The sequence below is a fragment of the Pseudomonas sp. WC2 genome (assembly GCF_050586545.1).
Classification (GTDB): domain Bacteria; phylum Pseudomonadota; class Gammaproteobacteria; order Pseudomonadales; family Pseudomonadaceae; genus Aquipseudomonas.
The window spans coordinates 25,797-39,706 of record NZ_JBOBDR010000022.1 but is presented as its reverse complement, the minus strand read 5'-3'; the positions used below and the strand labels follow the sequence as shown (position 1 = coordinate 39,706).

13 protein-coding genes are annotated in these 13,910 nt (G+C 58.7%); all 13 read right to left on the bottom strand.

The window, feature by feature from the left end; all coding sequences use genetic code 11:
* Positions 1–9: 9 nt before the first annotated feature.
* Entirely contained in the window at positions 10–150 is a 141-nt protein-coding gene (locus tag ACQ4OE_RS23065) for a hypothetical protein (protein WP_003229566.1), read from the bottom strand.
* Positions 151–243: 93 nt separating this feature from the next.
* Positions 244–1,764 (bottom strand): sigma-54 interaction domain-containing protein, encoded by a 1,521-nt coding sequence (locus ACQ4OE_RS23060; RefSeq protein ID WP_430948029.1) that lies wholly within the window; start codon positions 1,762–1,764, stop codon positions 244–246.
* Positions 1,765–1,774: 10 nt separating this feature from the next.
* Positions 1,775–4,432: a type VI secretion system ATPase TssH gene (gene tssH / locus ACQ4OE_RS23055; protein WP_430948028.1), complete on the bottom strand. Its 2,658-nt coding sequence runs from the start codon at positions 4,430–4,432 to the stop codon at positions 1,775–1,777.
* An 11-nt stretch (positions 4,433–4,443) separates the two neighbouring features.
* Complete coding sequence (gene tssG / locus ACQ4OE_RS23050; RefSeq protein WP_430948027.1) at positions 4,444–5,451, bottom strand: type VI secretion system baseplate subunit TssG; 1,008 nt, start codon at positions 5,449–5,451, stop codon at positions 4,444–4,446.
* Positions 5,415–7,202: a type VI secretion system baseplate subunit TssF gene (gene tssF, locus ACQ4OE_RS23045; RefSeq protein ID WP_122594482.1), complete on the bottom strand. Its 1,788-nt coding sequence runs from the start codon at positions 7,200–7,202 to the stop codon at positions 5,415–5,417. The genes tssG and tssF overlap by 37 nt, the downstream gene beginning before the upstream one ends.
* Positions 7,203–7,248: 46 nt before the next feature.
* Positions 7,249–7,683, bottom strand: a complete 435-nt coding sequence (locus ACQ4OE_RS23040) for a hypothetical protein (protein ID WP_430948026.1) — start codon at positions 7,681–7,683, stop codon at positions 7,249–7,251.
* Positions 7,684–7,686: 3 nt separating this feature from the next.
* Positions 7,687–8,112: a hypothetical protein gene (locus tag ACQ4OE_RS23035; RefSeq protein WP_430948025.1), complete on the bottom strand. Its 426-nt coding sequence runs from the start codon at positions 8,110–8,112 to the stop codon at positions 7,687–7,689.
* A 2-nt stretch (positions 8,113–8,114) separates the two neighbouring features.
* Positions 8,115–9,047, bottom strand: coding sequence for a DUF6402 family protein (locus tag ACQ4OE_RS23030; protein ID WP_430948024.1), 933 nt, complete (start codon positions 9,045–9,047; stop codon positions 8,115–8,117).
* A 69-nt stretch (positions 9,048–9,116) separates the two neighbouring features.
* Positions 9,117–9,641 carry a PAAR domain-containing protein gene (locus tag ACQ4OE_RS23025; RefSeq protein ID WP_430948023.1) on the bottom strand — a complete coding sequence of 175 codons (525 nt, stop codon included), beginning with the start codon at positions 9,639–9,641 and terminating at the stop codon, positions 9,117–9,119.
* A gap of 11 nt (positions 9,642–9,652) precedes the next feature.
* Positions 9,653–10,060 carry a type VI secretion system baseplate subunit TssE gene (gene tssE, locus ACQ4OE_RS23020; RefSeq protein ID WP_122594477.1) on the bottom strand — a complete coding sequence of 136 codons (408 nt, stop codon included), beginning with the start codon at positions 10,058–10,060 and terminating at the stop codon, positions 9,653–9,655.
* Positions 10,061–10,069: 9 nt separating this feature from the next.
* On the bottom strand, positions 10,070–11,545 hold the full coding sequence (tssC, locus tag ACQ4OE_RS23015; protein WP_095187878.1) for a type VI secretion system contractile sheath large subunit: 1,476 nt from the start codon (positions 11,543–11,545) through the stop codon (positions 10,070–10,072).
* A gap of 26 nt (positions 11,546–11,571) precedes the next feature.
* Positions 11,572–12,075, bottom strand: coding sequence for a type VI secretion system contractile sheath small subunit (tssB, locus tag ACQ4OE_RS23010; protein WP_003229587.1), 504 nt, complete (start codon positions 12,073–12,075; stop codon positions 11,572–11,574).
* Positions 12,076–12,107: 32 nt separating this feature from the next.
* Positions 12,108–13,670 (bottom strand): type VI secretion system protein TssA, encoded by a 1,563-nt coding sequence (tssA, locus tag ACQ4OE_RS23005; RefSeq protein WP_430948022.1) that lies wholly within the window; start codon positions 13,668–13,670, stop codon positions 12,108–12,110.
* Between the last annotated feature and the right edge of the window lie 240 nt (positions 13,671–13,910).

Below are 13,910 nucleotides of genomic sequence, written 5' to 3'. Positions count from 1 at the left end.
TCCTTGCGGTCACTTGCCGCGATTGACCGCTTGCGGATCACCCAACGGGCGATAGTCGTTGTCGTTGAATTTGTAATTGCCGCTACAGCCGCCAAGGCCGCATAGAACGACGAGGGTCAGCAGGACAGCGTGCCAGTGACGAACAGACATCAGAGGGTCTCCAGGTGTAGACAAAGCACAAAGCGCCGACCCTTGCGGGCGGCGCTGAAATTGATTTTTTTGGGGAAACCGATGAGCGTTTGCCTAGCCATCGAAATCTCCCAGATTGATGTTCAGACGGCCGAGCCGGTACAGCAGCGTGCGCCGCGGCAGGCCCAGTTCGCGGGCCGCAAGGGTCTGGTTGCCGTCGTTCTTGCGCAGGCAATCGAGCAATAACGTGCGCTCGACCTGCTCCAGACGTTCGCGCAGATTCAGATGGCTGTTGTCTTCCAGCACCGGCTCCATGCGCAGGGAGAAATGCTCGGCGAGCAATTCACCGCCCTCGCACAGCAACACCGCGCGTTCGACCAAGGCTTTGAGTTCGCGGACGTTGCCGGGGAAGGTGTAACTGCCCAAGTGCTCGAGTGCCGCATCCGACCAGCGCACCGGATCACGCTGCAGATACGCGCAGGTTTTCTCGGCGAAATGCAGGGCGAGTTCGAGGATGTCGCCTTCGCGCTGACGCAGCGCCGGCAGCTCGATCGGGAATTGCGCGAGGCGGTAGTACAAGTCCTCGCGGAATTTGCCTTCGCTGACCAGCGTCGACAGATCGCGGTGGGTTGCGGCGATGATGCGCACGTCGATCTTGTGCGTGTCGTTGGAGCCGAGCGGACGGATCTCGCCCTCCTGCAACACGCGCAGAATCTTCGCCTGCAACGACAGCGGCATGTCGCCGATTTCGTCGAGTAACAGCGTGCCGCCATTGGCCGTATCGAACAGCCCGGCGCGGTCGCGATCAGCGCCGGTGAAGGCGCCTTTGCGATAGCCGAACAGCTCGCTTTCCAGCAGGTTTTCCGGAACCGCCGCGCAGTTCTGCACGATGAACGCCTGGGAACGACGCGGGCCGCAGTCGTGAATCGCTCGGGCAACGACTTCCTTGCCGGTGCCGGTTTCGCCGCGCAACAGCACGGTGTACGGGCTGTGCAGGACTTTGCTGATCAGCGAATGGGTCTGGCGCATCGCCGCACTTTTACCGATCAAGCCATAGCCGCTGATGCTCGGCACGCTGCGCGCGGCCGTGGCCGATTGCGCCAGTGGCTGACGCAGGCGTTGCAGCAAGTGCAATTGACCGAGCACGAACGAGCCGAGCTGACCCAGCGAATCGGCAAAGCCTTGCAGGTCGGTGCGACGACGGCTGGCGCACAGCAGCAGACCTTCGACAGCCTTGTGCTGATTGACCAGCGGCACACACAACAGCGACTGCCACGGCGAAGCCGCTGCCGGCAGAAAACTGGTTTCGTGCAGGCTGCCGCTCAAATCGTCGAGGCACACCACGCGGTTCTGGCACAGGGCGAATTGCAGCAGTTGTTCACCGTTGTAATCCGCCGGCAGGCTCGCCGCTTCGCGCGGTTGCAAGGCGCCGTCGAGGCATTCTGCGTTCATTCCCAGGCAGGTGTGGGTGGCGTCGAGCAGGTACAACTGCGTCAGTTCGCAACCGCTCAACTCGGCCAGCCCGCGCACGAAGTCACCCAGCAACGCAGCACCGTCCGCCGCCCGCGACAGGCTGGCAAATTGCGCCAGCAACGCTTCGGCATAGACCAGCGGCTGCGGCACTTGAGTGAACATCACGCCCACCTCAGGCGAACTCGCACGTCACACTGGCTTCGCCGTCGAGCGTAGCGTGCACACGCTTGAGGCTTTCGCCGGTGGCCATGGCGTCGAGCAAGCGATCAGCCACCAACGGCAGCACGTGTTGATCGAGCAGATGGTCGATCAGGCGCGCACCGCTGTCGCTTTGCGTGCAACGTTCGGACAGGTGATCGACGAGGTTCTGGCACCAGCTGAAATCCAGCTGACGACGGTTGAGGCGCTCGCCGAGACGACCGAGTTTGATCTCGATCAGCTCGCGCAGCACCGGGCCGCCCACCGGGTAGTACGGCACCACTTTCATGCGCGCCAGCAGCGCCGGCTTGAAGTGTTTGCTGAGTACCGGGCGAATGGTTTCTTCGAGCACTTCTGCCGTCGGGCGCGCGCCGTTCTCGCAGAGGTCGCTGATCTTGTCGCTACCGAGGTTCGAGGTCATCAGGATCAACGTGTTGCGGAAGTCGATCTCGCGACCTTCGCCATCGTTGGCCACGCCTTTGTCGAAGATTTGGTAGAACAGGTTGAGCACGTCCGGATCGGCCTTTTCGACTTCATCGAGCAGCACCACCGAATACGGTTTTTGCCGCACCGCTTCAGTGAGCATGCCGCCCTCGCCGTAACCGACGTAGCCCGGTGGCGCGCCGATCAGGCGTGAAACGGTGTGTTTCTCCTGGAATTCGGACATGTTGATGGTGGTGATGAAGCGGTCGCCACCGTACAGCAGGTCAGCGAGGGCCAGAGCAGTTTCGGTTTTACCGACGCCGCTCGGGCCGACCAGCAGGAACACGCCCACCGGTGCGTCAGGTTTGTTCAGGCCGGCAGCGGTGGCGCGCATCGAGCGATCGAGTGCGTGTACGGCTTGTTCTTGGCCACGGATGCGTGTGCGCAGGTCGGTGGCGAAACTGGCGACTTTGGCGTTGTGCTCGCGGGCCAGTTGCGCCAGCGGCACCCCGGTCCAGGCGCTGATCACTTCGGCGACCAGACGCGGGCACACTTCGAAACTGACCAGACGCTCTTTGACCTGAGCAGCAGTCAGCGCACTGTGGGTTTCATTGAGTTGGGCTTCCAGCGCTTCGACGCTCTGGCCTTCTTCCACCTCGGCAGCGATGGTTTCGATCACGGTGCCTTCGGCGTCTTCTTCAACGCTGACGGTCGGCTCGACCGCTGCGGCTTCGCGAGCCTTGGCCAATTGCTGACGCAGTTCCAGCAGGCGCTCGGCCAGTTGCTTCTGTTCAGTCCACAGAGTTTCCAGCGCGACCATTTCGTCTTCGGCTTCGTCGAGACGAGCTTCCAGAGCATCCAGCGCTTCGTGGTCGATCAGCAGACCAGCCTCGGCATCGCGGCGCAGGGCCTGACGCTGACGGCCACCTTCGGCCAGTTCGCCACGCAGGCGCTCAAGGCTTTCCGGGGCAGCGGCGAGGCTGATGCGTACGCGGGCACACGCGGTGTCGAGGACGTCGACGGCTTTGTCCGGCAGTTGCCGACCGGCCAGGTAACGTGCGGACAATTCCGCCGCCGAGACCACCGCGTCATCACGCAGGTAGATGCCGTGGCTCTTCTCGTAAACCTGGGCCAGACCACGAAGGATGGTCACCGCTTCGCTGACGGTCGGTTCGTGCAGTTGCACCGGTTGGAAACGACGGGCCAGCGCCGGGTCTTTCTCGAAGTATTTCTTGTACTCGGCCCAGGTGGTTGCGGCGATGGTGCGCAGTTCGCCACGGGCCAGTGCCGGTTTCAGCAGGTTGGCCGCATCGGAGCCGCCAGCGTTGCCGCCAGCGCCGATCAGCGTGTGGGCTTCGTCGATGAACAGAATGATCGGTTTTGGCGAGGCTTTGACTTCGTCGATCACGCCTTTGAGACGACGCTCGAACTCACCTTTGACGCTGGCGCCGGCCTGCAACAGGCCCATGTCCAGCGACAGCAGCTCAACACCTTTGAGCACTTGCGGTACTTCACCAGCAGCGATGCGCGAGGCTAGGCCTTCGACGATGGCGGTTTTACCGACACCGGCCTCACCGACCACGATCGGGTTGTTCTTGCGGCGACGGGCGAGGATGTCGACCATCTGGCGGATCGCGCCGTCACGGCACAGCACCGGGTCGAGTTTGCCGTCGCGGGCCTGTTGGGTCAGGTTGTGGGTGAAGCGCTGCAACAGCGATTCGCCCGGCGCCGACGGTTTGCCGTTGGCCGCCGGTTGCTCCTGTTGCGACAGCGCGAATTCCTTCAGGCGATCGATATTCAGCTTGGCGAGCAGTGGCTGATAACGGCTACCGGCGTAGCGCATCGGATTGCGCAGCAGGGCCAGGATCAGTGCCGCGTCTTCGACCTGGGTCTGACCCAGTTCGAGGTTGGCCACCAGCAGCGCGTCTTGCAGCCATTGCACCAGTTCCGGGGCGAACACCGGGTTGCGCGAGGCGCTGTGTTCGACGCGCGATTGCAGCGCGGCGCTCAGTTCACCGGCGTCAACGTCGGCATCTTGTAGCGCGCGTGTGAGCAGGCCGTTCGGGCGCTCGAGCAGGCCGAGCAGTAAATCTTCGACGAGAATCTTGCTGCCGCCACGGGCCACGCAACGCTCGGCGGAACGTTCCAGATCGCGACGGGTTTCGGCGTCCAGCGCCTGGATAAGTTGTTGCAGGTCTACGTTGATCATGGCTCACGTCCTTAATGAATTTTGCTGCCCAGGGTTACCACGCCGTCCGCTTTCTCGCGGCCCAGCCAACTGGTCCAACCGAGGCGACAGGCGTTCTGCTCACCGATGCGCAGTTCGCGGATTTCTTCCTGGCGCAGGACCAGGCGAATGTCGTAATCGAGCGGGTCACGCAGGGTGAACCGCACCAGCGCGCAGAGCGGCTGGTAACCAAGCCCGATGGGCAGGAATTCATGGAATCGCTGCCAGTCGAGTTCGGTGATGTGAATGCGGAATTTGCCGCTGCGGTCGCGCACGTGTTCGCCGAGCACGAGGTCTTCACCGAGCATGCTGTTGGCGCGGCCCAAACGATTGCGCTGCTCTTCGAGAATTTCCACGCGGCGCTCGATGCACTGCTCGATGACCAGGTCTTCGTGCTTGAAGTAGTAACGCAGCACGGCTTCGATCAACGCCGCCGAGTGCGCCCGCAAGCTGAGCAAACCGAGGTACGGCAGCAGGCGTTTCCAGTTGAGTTCCTTGGCCTTGCGGATCTCGTCGCCGCCCAGACCGATCAGGGCAAACAGTTGCGACGAGAACGGATCGATTGCACCGCTCTGGAAGCTCGCGCGGTAGCGATACTTGCGCCAGATCGGCAGCATCAGCCGTTGCAGGCGATGGTGGAACAGGTCGAGGAAGTTGCGCGTCGGGTTGCCGTCTTCGCTGTCGCCCAGAGCTTGTTCGCCATAGAACGCCGGCAGTGGCGAACCGGAACCGACCAGGCCGATCAGGTTGAAACGCATGCGCGCGCGCATCTGCCCGTGTTCTTCGAAAAACTCCACGCGATCGACATCGCTGCGCGGAAAACCGAGGCTCGGGTTCGCTTGAAACTCGACCTGATCGTACAGATCGTCTTCGCTCAGGTGCGGGTGTGCCTCGCGCAGCCGGTCGATCACCAGCAGCACGGCCTGAAACAGCGAGTACTCGCGTATTACCTTGGTCAGCCCGCTTAAAGCAGGGGCTGCAGGCCCATACGTGGTGTCCATTGGTACACCTCTCCCTGTGTGCTTTTTACGCGCAGCTCATGGAATGAATTGAGACTGGCGTAAAGCGCGAAAAACTCGTTAAGAACCGAAGCGAAAACGAACAGGTCGCCTTCGCCGATATACCCTTCCGGGTCGATGGTCAGCTCGGTACGCAAACCGCGCACCGGCAGCCCACGGTGCAAGCGGTCGACGTGGTGATGCTTGATGTGCTTGAGGCCGCCGAGCAGGCGTTTGCTGACCTTCTCCGCGTGCTGGTCGTAGTAACGCGGCAAGTCGTAGGTTTCGAGAATCACCTTCAACGCATTGACGTCGGCCAGCGACAGATAGTTAAGCGACATGTTGCTGATCAGCTTCCACAGGAAGTCGCGATTCAGCGGCGGTGCGAAGCTGGAAGTTGCCGGAGTGATGTTGCGGAAACTTAGGAACTCCGGCGTCTCTTCGCAGGCCATGCAGATGTCGCCGAGCTTGAGCTTGCGCGGCAGGTTCTGGTTGGTGCACATCAGCTCGATCGACAGGGTTTCGTGGGCTTCGGTGTGGCGGATGCCGAAGCTCAGGTACGTGTCGAGGCCGTCGTGCAGCAAGGAAGAACGCTGGCGGATGCTGTAATGGGGACGGCTGTTAGGCACGTCGAAACTCGGGTCGTGCTCGAAGGATTCGAACGGCACGTATTCCTGATAACCGAGGCCGCCGGGCTTCCAGCCGGTCACGGTTTCCACCGAGAACACACCGCAGTTTTCCAGATCGTATTCCGCCGGCAGCAGCAGGTATTCGTCCTGTTTGCCGTCGAGGCGAATCGGCAGTGCATCGTGGGCGAACAGGTTGGCAATCGGCGTGCAGAACAGCTTCACGTTATCCAGGGTCGGACGCATGCGCATGATGCCGCTCTTGCGGATATCGAAGCGCAATTCGAGGCCGCGCATCTGCTTGAGCGTGTCTTCCGGCAGCGCGTTGAGGATGTCCAGACCGTTGACGTCGACGAACAGGAACTTGTCCTGGAAGGCGAAGTATTCCTGCAGGTAGCGATAGCCACGGAAGGTGTTCAGCGGATACGGGATCAACGCTTCTTCTTCGGCAAAGCCCACCGGTTTGACCCGATCACCGGGGATCTTGAACGCCATCGGTTTGCCGCTGACGCCATCAATGGGCTTGCCGGCGCCGTCGAGCGGGATCAGTTCGATGCCTTCGAGGTTGCGCAGCAGGCTCAGATAAAGCATCTGGCTGATGTAGCGCTCACCGGCAAAGTGCAGACGCAGCTTGCTCAGTTCCAGCTCACCGAGGTGGCCGTCGGCACTCATTTCCAGACGCAGGCTGAGCAGCGAGCCGTCGCCCTTCACCGAGTAGTTCAGTGCGGCCAGATCGAGGGGCAACACTTCGGTCGGATAGCAGGTGCGGAAGCGGCAACGCACGTCTTCGATCGGCTTGCTTTCAATCGGCGTATCGCGCTCGACGCGCAACGCCGGCCCGGATCGCTTGAGCGGATCGAACTGCAAAATGCTGAACGCCGGCAGCGGGCGCATGTAGTTCGGCCACAGCAGCTGCATCAGCGAATGGCTGAGTTCCGGCAGCTCGTCATCGAGCTTCTGGCGCAGACGCCCGGTCAGAAACGCAAAGCCTTCGAGCAACCGCTCCACGTCCGGATCCCGCCCGGCCTGGCCCAGATACGGTGCCAACGCCGGACTACGCTCGGCGAAACGGCGACCGAGTTGGCGCAGTGCGGTGAGTTCGCTTTGGTAGTAGTGGTTAAACGACACGGGTTACCTGCCTGGTAGTGGATTCACTGTGCATCACGACTGCCCATCAATTTTCTAGATGTACATATGGCGTATTGCTGATAAAAAGATTTAACCAATGCCACTCCCACTGCGGCATAGCTATCTCAAATGTTTTTTCTTCTTTATTGAAATACAACCAATAGACACCCACAGATTTATCATCTTCAAACAAGCGCATATCCAGCGACTGGGTGGAATACAGCGGCGTTCGATAAGCTTTCTCTGGGTGTTCCTTATCAACAACCCGAAGATAAGCCATTCCCCCCAGGCCTAAAATCCCGCCAACGGGCACATTCTGTAAAAGGTAACGGCCAGAAGTATCGATATTTGTAACGTTAGCAGGAAAATTGCAGATTTTATTGACAACGACGACTAACAAGCCCACCAACACAACCAATACCAACGCAACACGAAATATTGCGTTCTTGTGCCTTGAAAGTCCTTCATCACTCAAAAACATAACTTACTTTCCACTCTCGACAATTGGCTCAACACTATAAGGTGCATTAGCAACAAATCGATTCAGCCAATGCTCCCCCCAGTAGGTCGAATGAATAATAAAAGCCTTTTTTTCGACACTGAACTCAAGGACAGGCGTTCCAATCCTGCGTGAACCAAAGGCCTGCCCCATATCAATTTCCTTTATTTCAAATAGAGGACTTCGATATATTTTTCTGGGTTCATTCAAATCGGTCACACGTAAAAACGCCAGGTTGTTATCGAAAGGAAGCAGCCGAAGCGGAACTCTCTCCAGGACATACTGCCGCGTAGCGCTTAACTCAATTACATCGGGTGAACGCTGGGAGAGTCCATCCAAAAAAACGTACGGCACTATTAGCGCCGAAAGTAAAAATGTAAAAACACCAAGACAAATCAATTTCAAACGCATGATCAGCTCGATATCGAAATAGTTGTGGGCGAGATAGTTTCGTACTTAATGTCAGACAGCACTCTGAAATCTCCGCCTTTACCATGGCACTGTCGATATTCTACAAAGTCACTATTTTGGATCAGGTAGAAACGAGCGCCTTCCAGTTCTTTGAAAACCTCTGCCACGTCGGTAGGGCTCAATGCACCTGTTTCCATCATTGCTGTCTGGTTGGAGTTGATGCTGATATTGCGCGCAATTGCATCAGGCGGAATGACAGTCCCGTCAAAATTCCAAAAACCAAGAGGCTGACTGATGAAATCGGAGCCATCTCCAAAGTCATAGCTGTCTTCAACATAGAATCCCAGTTTGCTTACCAGAAATTCAATTTTCTTTGAAACAATGACAACATCACCTTCCGCTATCACTCTCAAGTTAAAATTTGCGAGCGCTCCTCTTAAATCATCCAGCACATCTATACGCCACTGAGCCATCTTGACGGATACTGTATTACTGTACCCAAAGCCCTCAGCTTCCCGAGCACTTCCGAAGGCCAATGGATATTTCCCATCGGGCTTATCTTTAAATTTCTTAAGTATTGCTGCACGTATTTGCTTCTGCCCATTTGGGCTATTCCACACTGACTTTAAATATGCGTATTCTTTACTGGCACGCTCAAAACTCAGAAGCCAACTCATCTTGACTATCGCGTCGTCGATGTACTCCTGCGGTGCTTCTTTAAGGTGATTCTTGGTGAGCTCATCCATCCCCCCATCGGAGGTAGACCAAGGCTTACCAGCAAACCATCGACGCATCAGTGCGGCAGATGTCGGCCACTTCATCTTGTCCATGGCTGCAGGAATGTCGGTGACACCAAATTTGCGCTTTGCAATTGCACACTGGCCAGCTTTGTTACTAGCCGGAGTCATGCTTGCAGTCACTGTGGCACCAGTCATATCAACATCCTTGCAAAATAGATTCGACAACCCTCAGGCATGGCGTGCACCTGAGAAACAATGTGCTGGTTACGCAATTGCAACCTTTGTCTGCTTCTCGATCACCAACTCGATGGTTTCCGCTGTCGCAGAGAAGACGCGCTGTGTCTTCCCATCCTTATCGGTGACTCCATTGATGATCTTTCCTGAAGCGGTTTTGAGCGTGTATTCCACGCCAGCCAATGGCTCTCCAGTGTCCTGACAATTGATCACGAAGTGCTCGTTGAACGGCCACTGAATCTCCACCGGCAACGGCGGCACAAACGGCGCCGGCGAATGCGAGTTGCCGATAATCACCGTCCCGGAACCTGCCGTGACCTTGTTGCCATGGGTCCCCACCGAATCAACCGTCGCAGCAGGTTTGCCGTTGATCAACACAGTGGTCGCCAAGCCGCCGGACATCGCACCACCACACGCCGAGGCATCGCCTTGGCGGGCGGCCGCGAGGCCGTCGAAGAACACGTCGCCGGAACCGGCGGCGATCGGGTTGGTACCGTGGCCAGGAAGTGGGCAAGCGGTGGGGTCGGATACGCGTGCTGCGGGTTTGCCAGACATCGGGGTTCTCCTTAGGTGACCTTCACTTGACCGCTGCCATCCAGGCGCGCGGAAAAACTGACCTGACGCTTGAACCCTTCAACTTCCAGCAGGCCTTCGATGCTGAAGGCGAGGCGAAGCTGATCGTGGTCACGCGGCAGGGAAATGACACGCACGTTGCTCAGGCGCGGTTCGTAGGCTTCGATGAAGCTTTCGATGGCCAGGCGGGCCTGACTCAGGGAATCGTGCAGGCTCAGGCGCATGTCATTGAGATCGGGCAACCCGTAGTCGGACAGCGTTTGCACGCTGCCGGCCCGGGTGCTGAGCATTTTGGCCAGATGGGCAGCCACAGACGCCATGGCTGAAGCTTCGAGGCTCCTGCCTTTGCGCTGTTCCGCGTCGCCGTTGAGGCGTTCGAAAAGACTGCCATATCCGTCCATGAGTCGCTCTTACTCTTTGTCCAGCTTGCCAACCAGCGACAGGGTGAAATCGGCACCCATGTACTTGAAGTGCGGACGCACGTTCAAGCTCACGCGGTACCAGCCCGGCTCGCCTTCAACGTCGCTGACGATCACTTGCGCAGCGCGCAGCGGACGACGGCCACGCACTTCGGCGCTCGGGTTTTCCTGGTCGGCAACGTACTGACGGATCCACTTGTTCAGTTCCAGCTCGAGGTCGGTACGTTCTTTCCACGAACCGAGTTGCTCGCGCTGCAGCACTTTCAAGTAGTGAGCCAGGCGGTTGACGATCATCATGTACGGCAGTTGGGTGCCGAGCTTGTAGTTCAGCTCTGCAGCCTTGCCTTCTGCGCTGATGCCGAAGAACTTCGGCTTCTGCACCGAGCTTGCGGAGAAGAACGCCGCGTTGTCGGAGCCTTTACGCATGGTCAGGGAGATGAAGCCTTCCTCGGCCAGTTCGTATTCACGACGGTCGGAAACCAGAACTTCAGTAGGAATCTTGGTTTCGATTTCGCCCATGCTTTCGAAGTGGTGAAGAGGCAGGTCTTCAACCGCGCCACCGCTCTGCGGGCCGATGATGTTCGGGCACCAGCGGAATTTGGCGAAGCTGTCGGTCAGCTTGGTGCCGAACGCGTAAGCAGTGTTGCCCCACAGGTAATGCTCGTGGCTGTTGGCAACGGTTTCCTTGTACACGAACGATTTGACCGGGTTTTCTTCCGGATCGTACGGGTTACGCAGCAGGAAACGCGGCACGGTCAGGCCAACATAACGGGAGTCTTCCGAGGTACGGAAGCTCTGCCATTTGGCGAATTGCGGGCCTTCGAAGTGGTCTTTCAGGTCTTTCAGATCCGGCAGGCCGGTGAAGCTTTCCAGACCGAAGAACTTCGGACCGGCCGCAGCGATGAACGGCGCGTGGGACATGCACGAAACGCTTGCCACGTACTGCATCAGCTTGACGTCTGGCGAGCTCGGCGACATGTAGTAGTTAGCGATGATCGCGCCCACAGGCTGACCACCGAACTGGCCGTATTCAGCGGTGTAGATGTGCTTGTACAGGCCCGACTGCATGACTTCCGGCGAATCTTCGAAATCGTCCAGCAGGTCTTCTTTGGAGACGTTGAGGATTTCGATCTTGATGTTTTCGCGGAAGTTGGTGCGATCGACCAGCAACTGCAGACCACGCCACGAGGATTCCAGCGCCTGGAAATCCGGGTGGTGCAGGATCTCGTCCATCTGGCGGCTGAGCTTGGCATCGATCTCGGCGATCATGCGGTCAACCATGGCTTTCTTGACCGGTTCACCGTTGTTCTGCGGCTTGAGCAGTTCTTCGATGAACGCCGACACACCGCGCTTGGCGATGTCGTAGGCTTCGTCGTCCGGAGTCAGACGGGTTTCGGCGATGATGCTGTCGAGAATGCTGTACTCGCCGCTTGCGGCGCCCTTCTCTTGTGCTGCGCTAGTGCTCATTGTGTTGGCTTCCTTGGCTGCTGGGTTCAGGCGTCCGGGGCTGCGGCGTTGAGGCCCAGCTCACCGAGTACGCGACCGCGGGATTCGTCGTCGGCGAGCACGCCTTCGATGGCTTTACGGAACGCAGGTGCGTTACCCAGCGGGCCTTTGAGGGCCACCAGCGCATCGCGCAGTTCCATCAGTTTTTTCAGCTCAGGCACTTGCTCGACCAGGCTGGCCGGGTTGAAGTCCTTCATCGAATTGACGCGCAGTTGCACAGCCAGCTCGTCGGCCTCGCCATCTTCCTGCAGACGGTTCGGCACGCTCAGCGTCAGACCCAGTTCTTGCTTGGCCAACACTTCGTCGAAGGTCATCTTGTCGATGCTGATCGGCTTGCGATCTTCGATTTTGCGATCGTCCTTGCGGTGGGTGTAGTCACCGATTGCCAGCAGCTTCAGCGGCAGTTCAATCTCTTCCTGAGCACCGCCGGTGGCGGGTTTGAAGGTGACGTTGATGCGTTCCTTGGGGGCTACCGAGCCTTCTTTGGCCATGGCTTTTCTCCTTGCGGTTGTGGCCCTGGGGCCTATTCGAGTACCACTTCGAGATCGAGGTGGCACAGCCTGCGATAAATCTCTTCCTTGCGTTCACGTACGGCATGGTTCTGCGGCAACAACTCGCAGCAGCTATGCAGTAAATGCAGCACTTCCAATGCAAGATCGGGCTCCCAGGCGTGCAGGCCTGAGTCCTGTAATGTCTGATCGAGGGTTTCCAGTTGGTTCTTGGCCAGTTCGTATTTCTTGGCCATGAAGCACAGGCGCGCGAGGGCGAACTGCCAGAAGAAGCGTTCGCGACCGCCGTGGGCTGACTGCAAGCCTTGCTTGAGCGTTTGCACGGCAGGCTTCAGGCCTTCCTTGCGCAGCAGCGGCAGGACTTCTTCGAGAGCCTTCTCCCAGGCCGGCTGGGTTTCGACGTTTTCGCTTTCGACCTTGCGCGGCGCGCTGGCGCTTTGCAGGTGCGGCATGACGTTGGCGGCGATCCACGCCCGCGTGGACGGATCGGCAAACGGTGCGCCGTCATGGAAGCGCAGCTCGACGATGCCGGGCAGCCGTTGAACCAAAAGCGCGAAGTGGATTTCCACTTCGCGCATTGCCAACTCGGCGTTGAGGTTCTGGAGACACTCCCAGACCATCCTCTGGCCATCGAACCAGAACGGCGCCTTCGCCAGGCTCGCCTCCAGTTCCACCAGCAGGTCGGCGTATTTGCCCTGATCGAAACGGTCCTGATAAAGCTTGAGTTTTTCCAGCGGCAAGCCGCGCAGCACGGTGATCTGATCGGCGTTGCGCTCGGGCACCGCATCGATGGTCATCCACAGCAGCGTGCGATTGAGGCGCAGGGCGCGCAGGTCGGTGGCCTTCTGTTTGAGCCACCAGGCGCACAGTGGCCGGGCGCTTTCCTGCTGGGCGCGCAGGGCCTTGTGCGCCTCGCGTTCGTTGTCGATCGGTGCGCCGGGCGCGAGCAACTGGCTCGCGGCCTGCTTGACCTGCGCCACCGCCGTGCCGACCACGCCGGGAGCCGGCTGATTGTCGGCAGCGCGCTGGATCATGGTTTTCAGGCGACGGGAAATCGGCAGCAGCAGCGGCGAGTCATCGCCCAGATGTTCAGCACACGCGGCCTCGAGACCCGACAGGTGCTCGGACAGTTGCCGGAACATCGGCAACTGCTCTTTGATCGCAATGTTTTCGGTGATGACCTGCTCGAGACGCGGCACCAGCCAGCCAATGGCGGCGGCACGGGTGCGGGGTTTGAGCGGGTGAACGTCGGCCCAGTTGTGTTCAGACAGGTGGTGCAGCAACCCGAGGCCGGCAAGGAGCCCGGGGAAGGATTCGCGCTGGTACAGCGACCACGTCAGCCAGGCGCCGACACGCAAATCCTTGGATTGGGTACGCAGTAGATTTTCGCTGTTTTCGCGAATTTTCAGCCAGTCGATCTGCCCGCTTTCGTGCATCGACGAGGCTTTGGCCAGCTCGCTTTCCAGCGCCTCGAATTCGCTCGAGAAACGAACGTCTTCGCCCGCGAAATTCTCTTTGGAAACAGAGACTTTAGCGAGTTCGAGGTAATGGGCGGAAAGTTTGCTTGAGTAGGACATCCATGGCCTTTATTAAGGATTACAGTCAGGCGCCTGTTGGACTTGCGGCGGCGCGGGACAGTATCAAAGAGCGGTGCAACGGACTCATCCAATTGAGTTGTGCTCTTTCAAGTGGGCGCATCGTAATCACTATGATGGCCACTAGCAAGCATCTGATTAAACAACAAGACGAAGTGTTCTTTGAGGTCTGTAGGAGATTGCCCTATATGTCGCAAGGGAATCCCTGATAGCCGTTTATAT

Bases quoted from the DNA above. Each gene is read 5' to 3' on its own strand.
- tssC (WP_095187878.1), bottom strand. From the start codon at position 11,545: ATGAGCACTAGCGCAGCACAAGAGAAGGGCGCCGCAAGCGGCGAGTAC.
- tssH (WP_430948028.1), bottom strand. From the start codon at position 4,432: ATGATCAACGTAGACCTGCAACAACTTATCCAGGCGCTGGACGCCGAA.
- tssE (WP_122594477.1), bottom strand. From the start codon at position 10,060: ATGGACGGATATGGCAGTCTTTTCGAACGCCTCAACGGCGACGCGGAA.
- ACQ4OE_RS23060 (WP_430948029.1), bottom strand. From the start codon at position 1,764: ATGTTCACTCAAGTGCCGCAGCCGCTGGTCTATGCCGAAGCGTTGCTG.
- tssB (WP_003229587.1), bottom strand. From the start codon at position 12,075: ATGGCCAAAGAAGGCTCGGTAGCCCCCAAGGAACGCATCAACGTCACC.
- ACQ4OE_RS23040 (WP_430948026.1), bottom strand. From the start codon at position 7,683: ATGTTTTTGAGTGATGAAGGACTTTCAAGGCACAAGAACGCAATATTT.
- tssA (WP_430948022.1), bottom strand. From the start codon at position 13,670: ATGTCCTACTCAAGCAAACTTTCCGCCCATTACCTCGAACTCGCTAAA.
- tssG (WP_430948027.1), bottom strand. From the start codon at position 5,451: ATGGACACCACGTATGGGCCTGCAGCCCCTGCTTTAAGCGGGCTGACC.
- ACQ4OE_RS23030 (WP_430948024.1), bottom strand. From the start codon at position 9,047: ATGACTGGTGCCACAGTGACTGCAAGCATGACTCCGGCTAGTAACAAA.
- ACQ4OE_RS23025 (WP_430948023.1), bottom strand. From the start codon at position 9,641: ATGTCTGGCAAACCCGCAGCACGCGTATCCGACCCCACCGCTTGCCCA.
- ACQ4OE_RS23035 (WP_430948025.1), bottom strand. From the start codon at position 8,112: ATGCGTTTGAAATTGATTTGTCTTGGTGTTTTTACATTTTTACTTTCG.
- ACQ4OE_RS23065 (WP_003229566.1), bottom strand. From the start codon at position 150: ATGTCTGTTCGTCACTGGCACGCTGTCCTGCTGACCCTCGTCGTTCTA.